The organism is Nocardioides salarius (assembly GCF_016907435.1).
Lineage (GTDB): Bacteria > Actinomycetota > Actinomycetes > Propionibacteriales > Nocardioidaceae > Nocardioides > Nocardioides salarius.
This window is the reverse complement of sequence record NZ_JAFBBZ010000001.1, coordinates 2,193,475-2,207,686: the sequence shown is the minus strand read 5'-3', so window position 1 is coordinate 2,207,686 and position 14,212 is coordinate 2,193,475. Positions and strand designations below refer to the sequence as shown.

The 14,212-nt window shown below is 72.2% G+C and carries 13 protein-coding genes; 6 read left to right on the top strand and 7 right to left on the bottom strand.

Going from position 1 to position 14,212, the window contains the following annotated elements:
- Nucleotides 1-91: 91 nt before the first annotated feature.
- Complete coding sequence (locus JOE61_RS10605) at nt 92-1,267, top strand: cellulase family glycosylhydrolase (protein WP_193669423.1); 1,176 nt, start codon at nt 92-94, stop codon at nt 1,265-1,267.
- Nucleotides 1,268-1,286: 19 nt separating this feature from the next.
- Here JOE61_RS10605 and JOE61_RS10600 read toward each other — a convergent pair whose 3' ends face one another.
- Nucleotides 1,287-1,691, bottom strand: coding sequence for a nuclear transport factor 2 family protein (locus JOE61_RS10600; protein ID WP_193669422.1), 405 nt, complete (start codon nt 1,689-1,691; stop codon nt 1,287-1,289).
- 56 nt (nt 1,692-1,747) lie between these two features.
- On the opposite strand from JOE61_RS10600, the gene JOE61_RS10595 reads away from it, so the two are divergent.
- On the top strand, nt 1,748-3,043 hold the full coding sequence (locus JOE61_RS10595) for a glutaminase (RefSeq protein ID WP_193669421.1): 1,296 nt from the start codon (nt 1,748-1,750) through the stop codon (nt 3,041-3,043).
- A 7-nt stretch (nt 3,044-3,050) separates the two neighbouring features.
- Here JOE61_RS10595 and JOE61_RS10590 read toward each other — a convergent pair whose 3' ends face one another.
- Nucleotides 3,051-3,713, bottom strand: coding sequence for an enoyl-CoA hydratase-related protein (locus tag JOE61_RS10590; protein WP_193669420.1), 663 nt, complete (start codon nt 3,711-3,713; stop codon nt 3,051-3,053).
- A 170-nt stretch (nt 3,714-3,883) separates the two neighbouring features.
- On the opposite strand from JOE61_RS10590, the gene JOE61_RS10585 reads away from it, so the two are divergent.
- The 3 genes from JOE61_RS10585 to JOE61_RS10575 all read left to right on the top strand — a co-directional run bounded on the left by JOE61_RS10585 (nt 3,884) and on the right by JOE61_RS10575 (nt 6,490).
- Complete coding sequence (locus JOE61_RS10585) at nt 3,884-4,540, top strand: SDR family oxidoreductase (protein ID WP_193669419.1); 657 nt, start codon at nt 3,884-3,886, stop codon at nt 4,538-4,540.
- 256 nt (nt 4,541-4,796) lie between these two features.
- Nucleotides 4,797-5,861: an IS110 family RNA-guided transposase gene (locus JOE61_RS10580; protein WP_204797213.1), complete on the top strand. Its 1,065-nt coding sequence runs from the start codon at nt 4,797-4,799 to the stop codon at nt 5,859-5,861.
- A gap of 107 nt (nt 5,862-5,968) precedes the next feature.
- Nucleotides 5,969-6,490 carry an RDD family protein gene (locus tag JOE61_RS10575; protein WP_193671109.1) on the top strand — a complete coding sequence of 174 codons (522 nt, stop codon included), beginning with the start codon at nt 5,969-5,971 and terminating at the stop codon, nt 6,488-6,490.
- Here JOE61_RS10575 and JOE61_RS10570 read toward each other — a convergent pair.
- From JOE61_RS10570 to JOE61_RS10550, 5 genes are all read right to left on the bottom strand, one after another.
- On the bottom strand, nt 6,487-7,263 hold the full coding sequence (locus JOE61_RS10570) for a cyclase family protein (protein WP_193671108.1): 777 nt from the start codon (nt 7,261-7,263) through the stop codon (nt 6,487-6,489). The genes JOE61_RS10575 and JOE61_RS10570 overlap by 4 nt on opposite strands.
- A gap of 94 nt (nt 7,264-7,357) precedes the next feature.
- Nucleotides 7,358-8,173 carry a LysM peptidoglycan-binding domain-containing protein gene (locus tag JOE61_RS10565; protein ID WP_193671107.1) on the bottom strand — a complete coding sequence of 272 codons (816 nt, stop codon included), beginning with the start codon at nt 8,171-8,173 and terminating at the stop codon, nt 7,358-7,360.
- Between the two features lie 159 nt (nt 8,174-8,332).
- A complete protein-coding gene (locus JOE61_RS10560) occupies nt 8,333-8,848 on the bottom strand; it encodes a GNAT family N-acetyltransferase (protein ID WP_193671106.1) in 516 nt (171 codons plus the stop codon).
- An 80-nt stretch (nt 8,849-8,928) separates the two neighbouring features.
- A complete protein-coding gene (locus tag JOE61_RS10555) occupies nt 8,929-9,426 on the bottom strand; it encodes a hypothetical protein (RefSeq protein WP_193671105.1) in 498 nt (165 codons plus the stop codon).
- Nucleotides 9,427-9,634: 208 nt separating this feature from the next.
- Nucleotides 9,635-12,205, bottom strand: a complete 2,571-nt coding sequence (locus tag JOE61_RS10550) for a replicative DNA helicase (protein ID WP_204797403.1) — start codon at nt 12,203-12,205, stop codon at nt 9,635-9,637.
- Nucleotides 12,206-12,825: 620 nt separating this feature from the next.
- Here JOE61_RS10550 and JOE61_RS10545 point away from each other — a divergent pair.
- Nucleotides 12,826-14,211, top strand: coding sequence for an MATE family efflux transporter (locus JOE61_RS10545; RefSeq protein ID WP_307822930.1), 1,386 nt, complete (start codon nt 12,826-12,828; stop codon nt 14,209-14,211).
- Nucleotide 14,212: the final 1 nt, after the last annotated feature.

Below are 14,212 nucleotides of genomic sequence, written 5' to 3'. Positions count from 1 at the left end.
GCCGGTGGTCCACGACTGACCGATCGGTGGAGGCGCCCGGTCGCCGGCGCCGGTCAGACTGCGCTCTCCCCCACCCCCTTGGAGACCGCTCGTGCGTCCTTCGCCCGCAGCGTCGCGCCCCCGCGCCACGCACCGCCTCGCCGCTGCCGCCCTCGGCGTCGGCCTGCTCGCCGCCGGGCTGCCCGCCACGGCCGGTCCCGCCCCCGGCCCGGTCCCGACCTCGGCCCCGGCCTCCTCGGCGTCCACCGTCTCGGGCACCGCGGCGTCGTACGACGCCGCGCAGCGCCGGCGCGCCGCGCGCGGGCCGGCGGTGGGGGTGCAGTTCCACGGCCTGTGGACCTCCTACACCGACGCCGAGCGCGCCACGGTGCTCGACCGGCTGGTCGACATGGGCGCGGGCTGGGTGCGCCTGGACATGTCGTGGGCGATGATCCAGCCCGAGCGTGGCCGCATCGACCCGCAGGGCTGGGGGGTGCGCTTCGTCGACCGGGTGGTCGACATGGCCTCCGAGCGCGGGCTCAAGGTGCTGGCCACCTTCTGGCTGACCCCCGACTGGGCCGCCCCCGAGGCCGGCTCGCGCTCCCTGCCCGCGGACCCCCGTGACTACGCGAAGGCGCTGGCCTGGGCCGCGGAGCGCTGGCGCGGGCAGGTGCGCGCCTGGGAGGTCTGGAACGAGCCCAACAGCGCGGACTTCCTCGCCGGCGCCGACCCGGCGGCGTACGCCGACCTGCTGTGCGCCGCCCACGACGCACTGCGCGCCTCGTCTGCGACCGGTGCCGACCTCGTCTTCGGCGGCACCATGCACAACGACTCCGACTGGATCGAGGCCGCCTACGACGCCGGTGCCGGCGCCTGCTTCGACGTGATGGCCACCCACCCCTACCAGTCGCCGTCCGACACCGGCCCGCTGTCGGGCTCGGGCGAGGCCGAGTGGGAGTTCTCCCACCTGGCGCAGGTGCGCGCGCTGATGCACCGCCACGGCGACCGGCGACCGGTGTGGGTGACCGAGTTCGGCTGGTCCTCCCACCGCGACCGCGGCGACGAGCAGCCCTGGGAGCGCGGGGTCAGCGAGCGCCAGCAGGCCACCTTCACCGTCGCCGCGCTCGAGGCGCTGCGCAGCCGCTTCCCGTTCGTGCGCAAGGCGTTCCTCTACAACGAGCGCGCCCGCACCGACGCGGGCCGGCACATGAAGGGCTACGGGCTGATGACCCACGGCCTGCGGCCCAAGCCGGTCTACCGCGCCGTGCAGGCGTGGGTACGCCGCTGACGCTTTGCCGGCCGGGAGCTCAGTCGCCGGCGGCCTCGAGCATGCGCAGCAGCTCGGCGCCCATCTCCTCCACCACCGCGTGCAGCCCCTGCAGCGGGCGCACCATCACGGTGAAGTCGACGACCAGGCCGGACTCGTCCCAGGTGATCATGTCGACGCCCTGCACCTGCTTGCCACCCACGACGGTGCTGAACTCCAGCACCGCTGAGTCCTCGCCGACCCACTCGCGGTGGTAGCGCAGCCCCGGGCCGAGCACCGTGAAGGCCGCGCTGAGGTAGCCCACGACCTTCTCGCGGCCCTCCTGCGGCGTGTGCACCGCCGGTGAGCGGAAGACGGCGTCGGGGGCCACGAGGCCGGGCAGGGCGGTGACGTCGCCGGCCTCGGCGACGGCGTGCCAGCGGGCGAGGGCTGCGGTGGCGTCCATGCCCCCATCCCACCACCGATTCACGGGGCGCGCGCCGCAGACGGCATCCTGCCCAGGTGGAGACCCCCATCCCGGACTACCTCGCCGAGGTCCTCGCCGCGTGCGCCGCCGACGCCAGCGGCGCCGTCGCCGACTACATCCCCGAGCTCGCGCAGGTCGAGCCCGAGCAGCTCGGCGTGGTGCTGGCGACCGTCGACGGCGCGGTCTACGAGGCGGGCGACTGCGACGCGGGCTTCACGATCCAGTCGATCTCGAAGCCGTTCGTCTACGCCCTGGCCCTGCAGCAGCGCGGCCTCGACGCCGTGCTCGACCAGGTCGACGTCGAGCCGTCCGGCGAGGCGTTCAACGAGCTGTCGCTCGAGAAGGGCTCCGGGCGCCCGCTCAACCCGATGATCAACGCCGGCGCGATCGTGGTGCACACCATGGTCGGCGACGCCGGTGACCCCCAGGCGCGCTGCGAGCAGGTGCTGGCCGGGCTCTCCGCCTTCGCCGGACGACCCCTGGGCGTCGACGAGGCGGCGTACGCCTCCGAGAGCGAGACGGCCTTCCGCAACTACGCGATCGCCAACATGCTGCGCAGCCGCGACTCGATCGTCGAGGACCCCGAGGACGTGGTGGCGGCCTACACCCGGCAGTGCTCGGTGCGGGTGACCACCCGCGACCTGGCCCTGATGGCCGCGACCCTGGCCAACGGCGGGGTGCACCCGCTCAGCGAGGAGCGGGTCGTCGAGGAGTGGGTGGCGCGCCAGGTGATGAGCGTGATGGCCACCTGCGGCATGTACGACTCGGCCGGCGACTGGATCTCGACCGTGGGCTTCCCGGCCAAGAGCGGGGTCTCCGGCGGCATCATCGGTGCGCTGCCGGGCCAGCTCGGCATCGCGGCGTTCTCGCCCCGCCTGGACCCGCACGGCTCCAGCGTGCGCGGCGTCGAGGTCTGCAGGCGGCTCTCGGCCGACATGGGCCTGCACATGATGGACCCCCCGCAGCCGGCGCGCTCGACGATCCGCCGCACCCACACGGTGCAGTACGTCGACGGCAGCGCCGCGATGGTCTTCGCCCTGCACGGCTCCCTGCAGTTCGCGGGCGCCGAGCGGCTGGTGCGCGACCTCGCCGACGCCGATACCGACGGGGCGCTCTCCGATGCTGTCGTGCTCGACCTGACCCGGGTGCACTCGATCAACGAGGCGGCGCGGCGGATGCTGCTCGAGACCGTGCGCCGCCTGCACCTGGAGGGCTGCCGGGTCACGATCGTCGACCCCGAGTCGACGCTGCCCGACCCCGACTGCGGCGACGGGATCCGTCCCGCCGTGGTCGGCACCGTGGCCGAGGCCGCGGCGCTCGGGAACAGCTGAGGCCCGCTCAGGCCTCGGGCAGGCGCAGGGCGGCGACCACGTCGGCGTACATGCGCTGCTTGATGGTGCCCAGCGTGGCGCGGTCCTTGCCGGCCAGGTGCTGCACCCGTGCGGCGGCCGCCCCGGGCAGGGCCTCGAGGCTCGCGGTGGCGTCGACGATCCCGGCCGCCAGCGCCTCGGCGGCGGGGAAGCGGTGCCCGGTCGTCATCGAGTCGACCGCGGCGCGGGGGCTGAGCTTCGACATGACCAGGGCGTTCATGCCGGGGCTGAAGGGGATCTGGATGTCGACCTCGGGCAGGCAGACGTAGCCGCGGTCCTCGCGCATCACCCGGTGGTCGTGGGCCAGCGCCAGCATCGCGCCGGCGCCGAAGGCGTGGCCGTTGACCGCGGCCACGGTCGGCACCGGCAGGGTCAGCACCCGCTCGAAGAGCTGCTGCACCCGCGCGACGTACTCGCCCAGGCGCTCGGGGTGGGCGCCGAGCCACTCCAGGTCGAGGCCGTTGGAGTAGAACCTGCCCCCACCCGTGGTGATCAGCGCGGCCGGCTCGCCCGAGGCGGCCAGGTCGCCGAGGAGGCCGTCCGCCTCGTCGAGGAAGGCGGGGGTGAAGCGGTTCTCGTCGTCACCCAGGTGCAGCGTCCACAGCGCACCGTCCTGGCTCAGCGTCGGCATCGGCGCTCCTCTCGGTCGGGCTCATCAGAGCACACCACGCGGGCCGCACCGACACGTCCGGGTGTGCTGGCGACCCGCCCGGCCCGGAACAATCGAGGCCGGGCCCGAGGTTGGGCTCGGTGTCGGGTCGCGGACCGCGGCCCGTCCCCCACGATCGGCGAGGAGGACGCATGACGCGCATCATCATCATCGGAGGACACGGCAAGGTGGCCCGCAAGGCGACGCCGCTGCTGGTCGAGGACGGCCACGAGGTCACGTCGGTGATCCGCGACCCCGACCAGTCCACGACGATCACCAAGCTGGGCGCGGAGCCCGCGATCGCCGACGTGGCGTCGATGCAGAAGAACGAGCTCGAGGAGCTGCTGCGCGGCCACGACGTCGTCGTGTGGTCGGCCGGGGCCGGTGGCGGGTCGCCCGAGAACACCTACGCCCTCGACCGCGACGCCGCGATCCGATCGATGGACGCCGCCGCCGCTGCGGGCGCCGAGCGCTACGTGATGGTCTCCTACTTCGGCGCCGGACCCGACCACGGCGTCCCGCCCGACAACGACTTCTTCGCCTACGCCGAGGCCAAGACCCAGGCCGACGCGCACCTCGAGGAGTCGGCCCTGAAGTGGACGATCCTGCAGCCCAGCGGGCTGACCGAGGGCCCGACGACCCGCAAGATCGACGTGCACGCCAACGACGCGGGTCAGGTCTCGCGCGGCAACGTGGCCGAGGTGATCCGCACGGTCGTCGGCTCCGACCCCTCGGCCGTGGCCGGGCTGAAGATCCCCTTCAACGACGGTGACTCCCCGATCGAGGAGGCCCTGCGCCACGTGCGCTGACTGTGAGGATTCCCTTCGCAGCCTGATGCTGCTGGGCTGTGGTCGGTGACCACGGACGTGACCCATGCTCTGACTGGCCTTGTGCCTTCGCCAGGACTTGTCCGTTCGTGGTTGCCGGCCCCGGCCCGGTCGGAGTAGCTGGCCTGATCAGGAGCTTGACCGCCGGCGTTACCGCGCCGGCGTGTCCCGTCACAGTCCTGCCGAATCTCCGCCCTGGACCGGAACCACGTCCCCGTCCATGGCAAGGAGAGAACGCATGACCAGTCTGACTGATGTCGTCGATGTCGTCGATGTCGTCGATGTCGTCATCGGTGTCGATACCCACGTCCACACTCACTCGGCGGCCGCAATCGATGCACACACCGGCGCGGTGATCGAGGAGATCACGGTCGAGACCACCGCACAGGGGTACGACGAGCTCGTGGAGTTCGCTGAGGAGCACCCGCTACGCGCCTGGGCGATCGAGGGCACCGGCGGCCACGGCGCCGGGCTCACCAGGCACCTGCAGCGCGGTGAGGAGTTCGTGATCGAGCTCGATCGCCCCGAACGGGCCAAGCGTCGCAACGGCGCCAAGTCCGACCCGCTGGACGCGGTCCGGGCAGCCCGGGAGGCCCTGGCGCGTCCCCGGCTCGGCACCCCTCGTCGTGGCGGTGACCGGCAAGCGTTGTCGGTGTTGTTGGCGACCCGGCGCTCGGCAGTCGAGGGCGCCACCGTTGCTCAGCGCCAGCTGTTCAGCCTGGTCATCGCCGCGCCCGAACCCCTCCGTGCCCGGTTCCGCGGCCAGAAGCTGCCGGCGATGGTCAGGACCGCCGCCGCGCTGCGCATGCACGCCTCGTGGGACACCGAGACCACCACCACCGCCGCCATGCTCCGGACCCTGGCTAAGCGCTCACAAGAGCTGAGCAAGGAGGCCGCAGAGCACCAACGCGCGATCGTGGCGATCGTCCGGTCCTGGCGACCCGATCTGCTCGCCCAGCTCGGGGTCGGACCGATCGTGGCCGCGGTGGTGCTGTGCGCCTGGTCCCACCCAGGGCGGATCCACTCCGAGGCCGCCTTCGCGATGCTCGCTGGTGTCGCGCCCATCCCGGCCAACAGCGGCCAGACCACCACCCGCTACCGGCTCAACCCCTACGGCGACCGGCAGCTGAACCGGGCCCTGCACACCGTGACCGTCACCCGCATGGCCTGCCACCAGCCAACCCGCGACTACCGCGACCGGCGCACCGCCGAGGGCAAGACAAGTCCCGAGATCAAACGCTGCCTCAAGCGCTACATAGCCAGAGACCTTTACCGACTACTCGAACACCCTCAGACCACTTGACGATCCATAGGAGCGTCCCGGCTGCCGTCGCTGACGGTCTCGCGCACCCCTAGCCTGGGCGCGCCCGGGTCCCGGGTGCATCGTGACACCGTCGACGGAAGAGACCCATGAGCGAGCAGCACGGCAACAGCTACCCCCCGCCCCCCAACGGACAGCCCGGACAGCCCGGGCAACCCGGGTACGGCGCACCCGCCGGCGTCGGCGACGTCGCCTCCACCGGGGTGCGCATCGGGGGGTTTGTGCTCGACGTGGTCGTGCTGGCCATCATCGCCACTGTCGTCATGCTCCCCTTCGCCACCACCAGCAGCGGGGGCGGCGAGGTGGGGATGTCGGTCGGCGGCCGCGGGATGCTCGCCGGCCTGGTCGTCTCGGCGCTGTACTACATCGTCCCGACCGCGCTCTACGGCCAGACCCTGGCCAAGAAGCTGCTCGGCACGAAGGTGGTGCGCGTCGACGACGCCCAGGTGCCCGGCTGGGGAAAGGCGGTCGGACGCCAGGTCATCCTGGCGCTGCTCAACTTCTTCTGCTACCTGCCGCAGATCGTCAACGCGATCCTGCTCGCGAAGGACCCGCAGAAGCGCGGCTGGCACGACAAGGCCGTCGGCACCCGGGTCGTCACGACGCGCTAGCGGCGGGCGCCCGCCTGGCGGTCGACGATCGCGAAGACCCGCGCGGGGAAGCCGGAGCCTTCGCGCGGCTTGGGCCAGGTCGCCACCACCAGGGCACCGGTGGCCGGCACCCGGTCGAGGTCGGCGAGCAGCTCGACCTGCCACTTGTCGGCGGCCAGGATGTAGGTCTCGGCCGGGGCGGAGCCGCCGGCGACCACGGCGCCGGGGTCGGTGTCGGTGGTGTCGTGACCCACGGCGGCCACCTCGCGCTCCTCGACGAGGAAGCGCAGCGCGTCGACGCCCCAGCCGGGGTAGTGCGCGGTCCCGTCGGCGTCGCGGTTGGCCATCGCCTCGCCGTCGGGCCACCGGGTGGCCCACCCGGTCAGCAGCGCCACGAAGGACCCGGGCCCGATGCGCCCGTGCTGCTGCTCGTGGGCCGCGATGTCGGCGGGGGTGACGAGGTGGTCGACGTCGGCGGCCACCTGGCGGCGTACGTCGACGACCACCAGCGGCAGGATCATCTCGGTGACCGGCAGCTCGTCGAGGGTCCGGCCCCCGCGGGCGAAGTGCGCCGGCGGGTCGACGTGGGTGCCCCACTGGCCGATGTGGGTGTAGCGGTGGGCCAGGAAGCCGGTACCCACCGTCCCGACGCCCTCGTCGAAGTGGAAGAGCGTCTCGCGCTCCTCGTCGGGGAAGGCGAAGTAGTGCGGGATGCCCGGCCCGAACGCGTGGGTCAGGTCGATCCACTCGCAGGTCCGCAGGCGGGTCAGGACGTCGAGCAACGAGTCGGCCATGCCGCGGATGCTAGTCGCGCCCGGGTCTGCGCGAACCCCCCCTCACCCGTCCTGACGAACCTCACCGCGACACGCCGCGAGGGCGTGCGGGCCGTCAGGATCGTGGGCGCACCCGCACCTTCTGGCCGGGCTCGATGTCCACCCGCCCCTTGGCGGGCCAGCCGTTCCACCGGCGGATCTTGGCGCTGGGCCGGTCGAACCAGCGCGAGACCCGTGCGAGGGTCTCGCCCTCCTGGGCGCGGTAGATGCCGCGGTGGTTCGCGACAGGACGGCGCAGCGGGGTCGGGCACGGCGAGAGGTTGGGCTCGGTCCAGGCGGGGGCGAGCTCTCCGACCCACTTGGCGCAGGGCCCGTGGTCGAGGGCACGCGGCGAGCCGGCCCACCACGAGGTGCGCCTGGTGGCGCCGTTCCAGGTGAAGGAGAGGTGGATGTGGTCGGTGTGCGGGTCCTGGCCCTCGTAGCGCTGCCAGCCCGCGGCGGCGTCGTACCCACGCCAGATCTTGCGGTTCCAGATCATGTACATCACCCCCAGGCGCCGGGCGCGAGCCGCAGCCTCGCCCTTGACGCCGCGGGTCAGCCACGTGGTCGCGCGGCGGGCGGTGCGCCGGTCCTTGGCCTTCGAGGCGCGCAGCGACCAGTCCCACGCCCGCCCCTCCTTGTGCTCCGAGAGCCCGCCGCTGCTGCAGGCCCGCGTGATCCCACCGCTGCCTCCCCCGAACTTGGCCAGCAGCAGCCGGCGCGCCGCCAGCACGCCGGGCTTGGCGACCGGGTCGCAGGAGACCTGCCCCTGGTACGTCGGGAAGGCGTCGACCTCCTTGGCCTGTGCGGAGGGCGCGGCGAGCAGCACCGAGCTCGCGAGCGCGGCTGCGAGGGCGAGCGCCAACGGGCGCGCAGGACTGGTGAGGGGCATGAGGGTGCTCCGGGGGGTGAGCGGCGGGGGAACGAACGCCCCTGAGGGTATCCGTGCTCGGTCCACAAGAGTGTGGAGTCGCGGATGGACGTGGTGGATCCGGGACTCCACACTTCCCCGACCCCGACCCCGACCCCGTCCCCGACGCGAGGTGCGGGGCTAGATGCCGAACGGCGCGGCGTACCTCACCGTGCCACTCGGGAGGGCGCGGTCCGGATGCAGGCTCAGAGCCATGAGCGCGTCGTCCGGTACGTCGATCGAGAGCTTGATGTCGAAGAGCGATGCGCGGCGAAACCCGAACCGTGGGTAGTAGTCGGGATGTCCCAGGACGATCACGAAGGGTCCTTCGTCCCCGCGAGCCGCATCCAGCAGGGCCCGGACGGCCGCAGATCCGGCTCCTGTGCGCTGGTGCTCGGGCAGCACCGAGCACGGAGCCAAGCACAGGGCCGGGGCGTCGTCGACCCAGCAGCGCGTGAGGAGCGCATGACCGACCACCCGGCCATCGGGCGTGGTCGTCACCATCGAGAGCCCGTCGATCCACGCGTCGTCGGCGCGCAGCGCATCGACCAGGTCGGCTTCGTCGCGGGTCTCGAAAGCAGCCATGGTGACGGCGCGGACCGCGGCATGGTCGCTCTTCTTCTCCGGTCGGGTCGTCCATGCGTCGTGGCTGTTCATGCTGCCTCCTTCGGCCGTGGCTCAACATTGCCAGAGCGTCCCGGTGTCGCTGCTCAGCAGAGTCCTGCCAGTCCGGCCGTCTACTCGACCTGACGCCCGCACGCCACCATCTTCCAGTCGGTCGGCGCGGAGGTCCTCTCCGTGCCCCCGTCGGTGTACGCGACCCGAAGAGCGTTCGCCGCGGCGCCGTCCGGGCCCACACGCATCGAGACCGCGAGGTACTGGGACACGTGGGACCCCTGGGAGCCGCAGGCCTCCACCTCGACGTCGTCCAGGCCGCTGACGGTCCCGAGCGTGTTGCCGCCCCACTTGATGTAGGACGAACCACCCCTCTCGACCTGCTCGGGCACGCCCTTCAAGTAGCCGCCACGGGTCACCCTGGCGCCCCGCTCGGGGTCGTCCTCGTAGGTCAAGAGGTGGTAGGCGACCTCGGTCGGAGCGACCTCGACGTCCATGTCCGCATCCCTCAGGGTCAGCGTCTGTGCGGAGGAGCTGCAGAGCGGGAAAGCGAACGTCGCCCACCAGCCCTGAGGGCGTCGCGGCGCCTCGAAGGCGAACCCGCCGGTTCCCGCCTTCACCACCAGCCCCTCATCCGGCGCGGTGTCGGGACCCTCGGCATTCCGCGGGTCGGAGCATGAGCCGAGGACCAAGCAGGTGGCACCCCGACAAGGAGGTGCCGGCGTGGTGGTTGCGGGCGTTCGTTGTGACTCACCTGAAGCGCTCCTGGACCTTCCCAGCATGGAGACCGGGCGTGCGCGGCCAGTTGGTTGTGCGTACCGCCCGCCCTCAGTGGGCCATGTCGACGAATCGCGAGTAGTGGCCCTGGAAGGCGACGGTGATGTCGCGGGTCGGGCCGTTGCGGTGCTTGACCACGAGCAGGTCGGCCTCGCCGGGGCGGGTCGACTCCTTCTCGTAGGCGTCCTCGCGGTGCAGCAGGATCACCATGTCGGCATCCTGCTCGATGCTGTTGTGCAGCGCGATGCCGTTGGCGACGAAGTTGTGCACGCCGAGAACCGTGGCGTCGTAGACCGCCTGCTCGCCGACCGGCTCGACGCTGGCGATGGCATCCCAGTAGACGTCGTTGGTGGCCAGGACCTCCAGGTCGGCGTCGCCGAGGACGCCGGCCACCTTGGCCAGCCGTTCCCGGCTCGGCGCGTGCTTCCACATGGTCGAGCCGCCGAACGAGGTCCCCATGGCGGTGGCGAACTCGCGGTGCGTCATCTGGCGCTCAGCGAGCTCCTGGCGCACGCGTCCCCACACCTCCTGCGGCACCGTGTCGAGGTTGGTGTTGGGCCGGACGTCGCGCAGGGCCGACGCGAGACGGGTGACCTGCTCGCCGCGGGCACCGTGCACACCGATCTCGTCGAGGAAGCGCAGCTGGTTCTCGGCGCCGACCACGTGCACCTGCCACCCGTCGCGGTAACCGGCCTTGCGGGACCGCTTGATGCGCGTGAAGACGTTGTAGCGCGCCAGGAGCCGGGCCACGTCGTCGGCAAGGCGCCGGCTGGTGGAGGCGTAGTAGACCCGACCCATGCGCCGCTTCTCGTCGAGGTGCACGCACCCGTCGGTGGCCCACAGGTGGTGCAGGAACAGGCCGACCTGGTCCTTGGGGAGGCCGAAGACCCAGTCGGGCACGAACTTCTCGTGGCTGCGGCGCCCGAAGAGACCGTCCTCGTCGAGCCAGGCCGCGATCGGGTTGCGCCGACCACGCGCCAGCCCGAACGGCGCCGGGAGCCGCAGCGTCGTCACCCGGGCCGCCGGGTAGTCGTCGCGCACGGCCGTGATGCCGAAGCGGCGGTGCGCCGCCTCCGCCACCACGGCGAGGTTCGCCTCGTCGATGCTGGCGTAGCGCAGCGGCTGGCGCTTCACGAAGGATCCGTCGCCGAGCAGGTGCGCGAGCAGCACGACCTCGTCGGGGTCGCGCGGCGTGATCTGCAGCGGCGGCGGCACGTGGCGCACGGACCCGACGCGGGAGCCGACGGTCAGCTCGGCGAGCGGCACCCAGCCGTCGTAGGTCAGGAAGGGGTGGTTGCCGGTGGCCTCCACGGTGCGGCCCGAGGACAGCGTCACGCGGTACGTCGCCTTGGTCCCGCTCGGGAACGCGTGCGTCAGGGTCCGCGGCACCAGCTTGAGCCGCTCGTCGAGCGCCCAGACCGGGATGTCGGCGGCGCCCGTCTCCATCAGCTCGCCGAGGCTGATCTCGGCGTTGGTGTCGGCGCGCAGGAGCCGGGTCTCGGCGGTCAAGCAGCCCGACTCACGCAGGTCGCTCATCGCCGGTCGCTTGTCGGCGCGCTGCTCGGAGCCACGGTTGAGCTGCGAGAGCGCGATGATCGGGACCTCGAGCTCCTTGGCGAGCAGCTTGATCTGGCGGGAGAACTCCGAGACCTCCAGCTGGCGCGACTCGACCTTCTTGCCCGAGCTCATCAGCTGCAGGTAGTCGATGACGATCAGCTGCAGGTCGTGCTTCTGCTTGAGCCGCCGCGCCTTGGCGCGGATCTCCATCATCGTCATGTTGGGGCTGTCGTCGATGAAGACCGGGGCCGAGGAGACCTCGCCCATCTTGCGGGCCAGCTTGGTCCAGTCGTCGTCGCCCATCGCGCCGTTGCGGATGTGGTTGAGCGGCACCTTCGCCTCGGCCGAGAGCAGGCGCATCGTGATCTCGGAGCGCGTCATCTCGAGGCTGAAGAAGACGCTGGTCAGGTTGTTGTGGATCGACGCCGCGCGGCAGAAGTCCAGAGCCAGCGTCGACTTGCCCATGGCCGGACGCGCCGCGACGATGATCATCTGGCCCTTGTGCAGGCCGTTGGTCAGCTCGTCGAGGTCGGCGAAGCCGGTGGGCACGCCGTAGATGCCCGACTCGCGGTTGCCGATCGCCTCGATCTCGTCGAGGACGCCGTCCATGATGTCGGAGAGCGGGGCGTAGTCCTCGCCGGAGCGCTTCTCGGCGAGCTTGAAGACCTCGGCCTGGGCCTGGTCGACGATGTCGTCGACCTCGCCCTCGCCGGCGTAGCCGATCTGCACGATCTTGGTGCCCGCGTCGACCAGGCGGCGCAGCACCGACTTCTCGCGCACGATCTCGGCGTAGTAGCCGGCGTTGGCCGCGATCGGGACGTTGGCCGACAGCGTGTGCAGGTAGGGCGCGCCGCCCACCTTCTGCAGCTCGCCGCGGCGCTGCAGCTCGGCGGCGACGGTGACCATGTCGACGGGCTCGCTGCGTCCGTAGAGGTCGATGATCGCGTCGTGGATCGTCTCGTGGGAGGGCCGGTAGAAGTCGGCGCCCCGGACGCGCTCGGTGACCTCGGAGATCGCGTCCTTGCTGATCAGCATCGAGCCCAGCACCGACTGCTCGGCCGCCATGTCCTGCGGCGGCGTGCGGTCGTTGGGGCCGCTGCGCGGACGCTCGCCGGGGGCGTAGGAGACGGGGCCGTCGCCCCAGTCCTCGTACGGCGGCTCCTCGGCCGTGCGACCGCTCTGCTCGGTGATGCTCACGTGCTCTCCCATGCCTGGTCCCGGACCGACCCCGTGCCGGCTGGGCCGGTCCCACGACGCTAGGTCCGGCCACCGACAGACCGGCGCCGGACCGCTCGCAGACCGGTCCCGCACGACGTCTCGAGGACCTCGTCCGCGTGACCGTACGTGCCCAACGGCTCCATCGGAAAGCCGGTTGTCCACAGGCCCTGGGGATAACTACCTCCGACCCGTGGACGACACGCGGTGACGTGTGCACTGCCTGGGGACGCACCTGTGGAAAGAGTGGTCAATCTGAGCTCCACTGCCCCTCTGACCTGCGGTGATGCTTATCCCCACCTGTGGAGGAGAAATTGTGGCGCGGTCGGTGCGTTCATCTCCCGGTCGCCTCGTCGCTGCCCCGGAGGTTTGTCGACAATGCTTCCGCTAGCGCACTTTCCACAACTTGTCCCCAATTCGGGACAGAGACCGCCGGCCGGTCTGGTCCGCCCGGCGCCTACGATCCGCTGGTGAGCCCACGACCCGGTACATCCGAGCACCGGGCCACCGACCGCGAGATCTGGCGGCTGGCCGTCCCGGCCTTCCTCGCGCTGGTCGCCGAGCCGCTGTTCCTCCTCGGCGACGCGGCCGTCGTGGGCCGGCTCGGCACCACCGAGCTGGCCGGTCTCGGCATCGCCGCGGTCGTGCTGCAGACCGCCGTGGGCCTGTGCGTCTTCCTCGCCTACGGCACCACCGCCAGCGTCGCGCGCCGCCTCGGCGCCGGCGACCTGCGCGGCGCGCTGGCCCAGGGCGTCGACGGGCTCTGGCTCGCGGTCGGCATCGGGGTGGTCACCACCGTCGCCGGCGTCGCGCTCACCGGCCCGCTCGTGGCCGCGTTCGGTGCCGGCCCCGAGATCAGCGCGCAGGCCACGACGTACCTGCGCATCGCCTTCCTCGGCACCACCCCGCTCCTGCTGATGCTGGCGGCCACCGGGGTGCTGCGCGGGATGCTCGACACCCGGACCCCGCTCTACGTCGCCGTCGGCGGCAACGTGCTCAACATCGTGCTCAACGTCGTGCTGGTCTACCCGGTCGGCCTGGGCATCGCCGGCTCGGCGATCGGCTCGGTCGTGGCCCAGGTGCTCAGCGCCGCCGTGCTCTGCGCCGTGGTGGTGCGCGGCGCCCGCGCCCAGGGCGCGCCGCTGGGCCCCGACCTGCCCGGCATCCGGCTCGCCGCCCGGGCCGGGGTGCCCCTGGTGGTGCGCACCCTGACCCTGCGCGCGGCCATCCTCGCCACGACGTACGCCGTCACCCTCGGCGCCGCGCCCGGCGCCGGGCTCGACGTCGACCTGGCCACCCACCAGCTGGCGATGACGCTGTGGGGCTTCCTGGCCTTCGTGCTCGACGCCATCGCGATCGCCGCCCAGGCACTGACCGGTCGCACCCTGGGCGCCGGCGACGTCGAGGCCACCCGGCGGCTGACCCGCCGGATGCTGCGCTGGGGCGTGGTCAGCGGGGTGGTCACCGGGGTGCTGCTCGCCGCGGCCAGCCCGCTGCTGGGCCCGCTCTTCAGCCGCGACCCCGCCGTCCACGAGGCGCTGGTGCCGGTGCTGCTGGTCGCGGCCCTGGGCCAGCCGGTGGCCGGCATCGTCTTCGTGCTCGACGGGGTGCTCATCGGCGCCGGCGACGGGCGCTACCTGGCCCTCGGCGGGCTGGTCACCCTGCTGGTCTACCTGCCCGTCGCGCTGCTCGCGGCGTCGTGGGGCGGGCTGCTCGCGCTGTGGGTGGCCTACACGACGGTCTTCATGGGCTCGCGGATGGTCGTGCTGGTGCTGCGCGAGCGCGGCGACGCCTGGGTCGTCACCGGCGCCGGCACGCCCGGGCCGGCCCGGCCACGGTCGAGCACGGAGTCGTAGG

Coding starts and splice junctions, on each gene's coding strand:
- JOE61_RS10600 (WP_193669422.1), bottom strand. CDS start 1,691: ATGGACGCCACCGCAGCCCTCGCCCGCTGGCACGCCGTCGCCGAGGCC.
- JOE61_RS10590 (WP_193669420.1), bottom strand. CDS start 3,713: ATGCCGACGCTGAGCCAGGACGGTGCGCTGTGGACGCTGCACCTGGGT.
- JOE61_RS10585 (WP_193669419.1), top strand. CDS start 3,884: ATGACGCGCATCATCATCATCGGAGGACACGGCAAGGTGGCCCGCAAG.
- JOE61_RS10580 (WP_204797213.1), top strand. CDS start 4,797: ATGACCAGTCTGACTGATGTCGTCGATGTCGTCGATGTCGTCGATGTC.
- JOE61_RS10575 (WP_193671109.1), top strand. CDS start 5,969: ATGAGCGAGCAGCACGGCAACAGCTACCCCCCGCCCCCCAACGGACAG.
- JOE61_RS10570 (WP_193671108.1), bottom strand. CDS start 7,263: ATGGCCGACTCGTTGCTCGACGTCCTGACCCGCCTGCGGACCTGCGAG.
- JOE61_RS10565 (WP_193671107.1), bottom strand. CDS start 8,173: ATGCCCCTCACCAGTCCTGCGCGCCCGTTGGCGCTCGCCCTCGCAGCC.
- JOE61_RS10560 (WP_193671106.1), bottom strand. CDS start 8,848: ATGAACAGCCACGACGCATGGACGACCCGACCGGAGAAGAAGAGCGAC.
- JOE61_RS10550 (WP_204797403.1), bottom strand. CDS start 12,205: ATGGCGGCCGAGCAGTCGGTGCTGGGCTCGATGCTGATCAGCAAGGAC.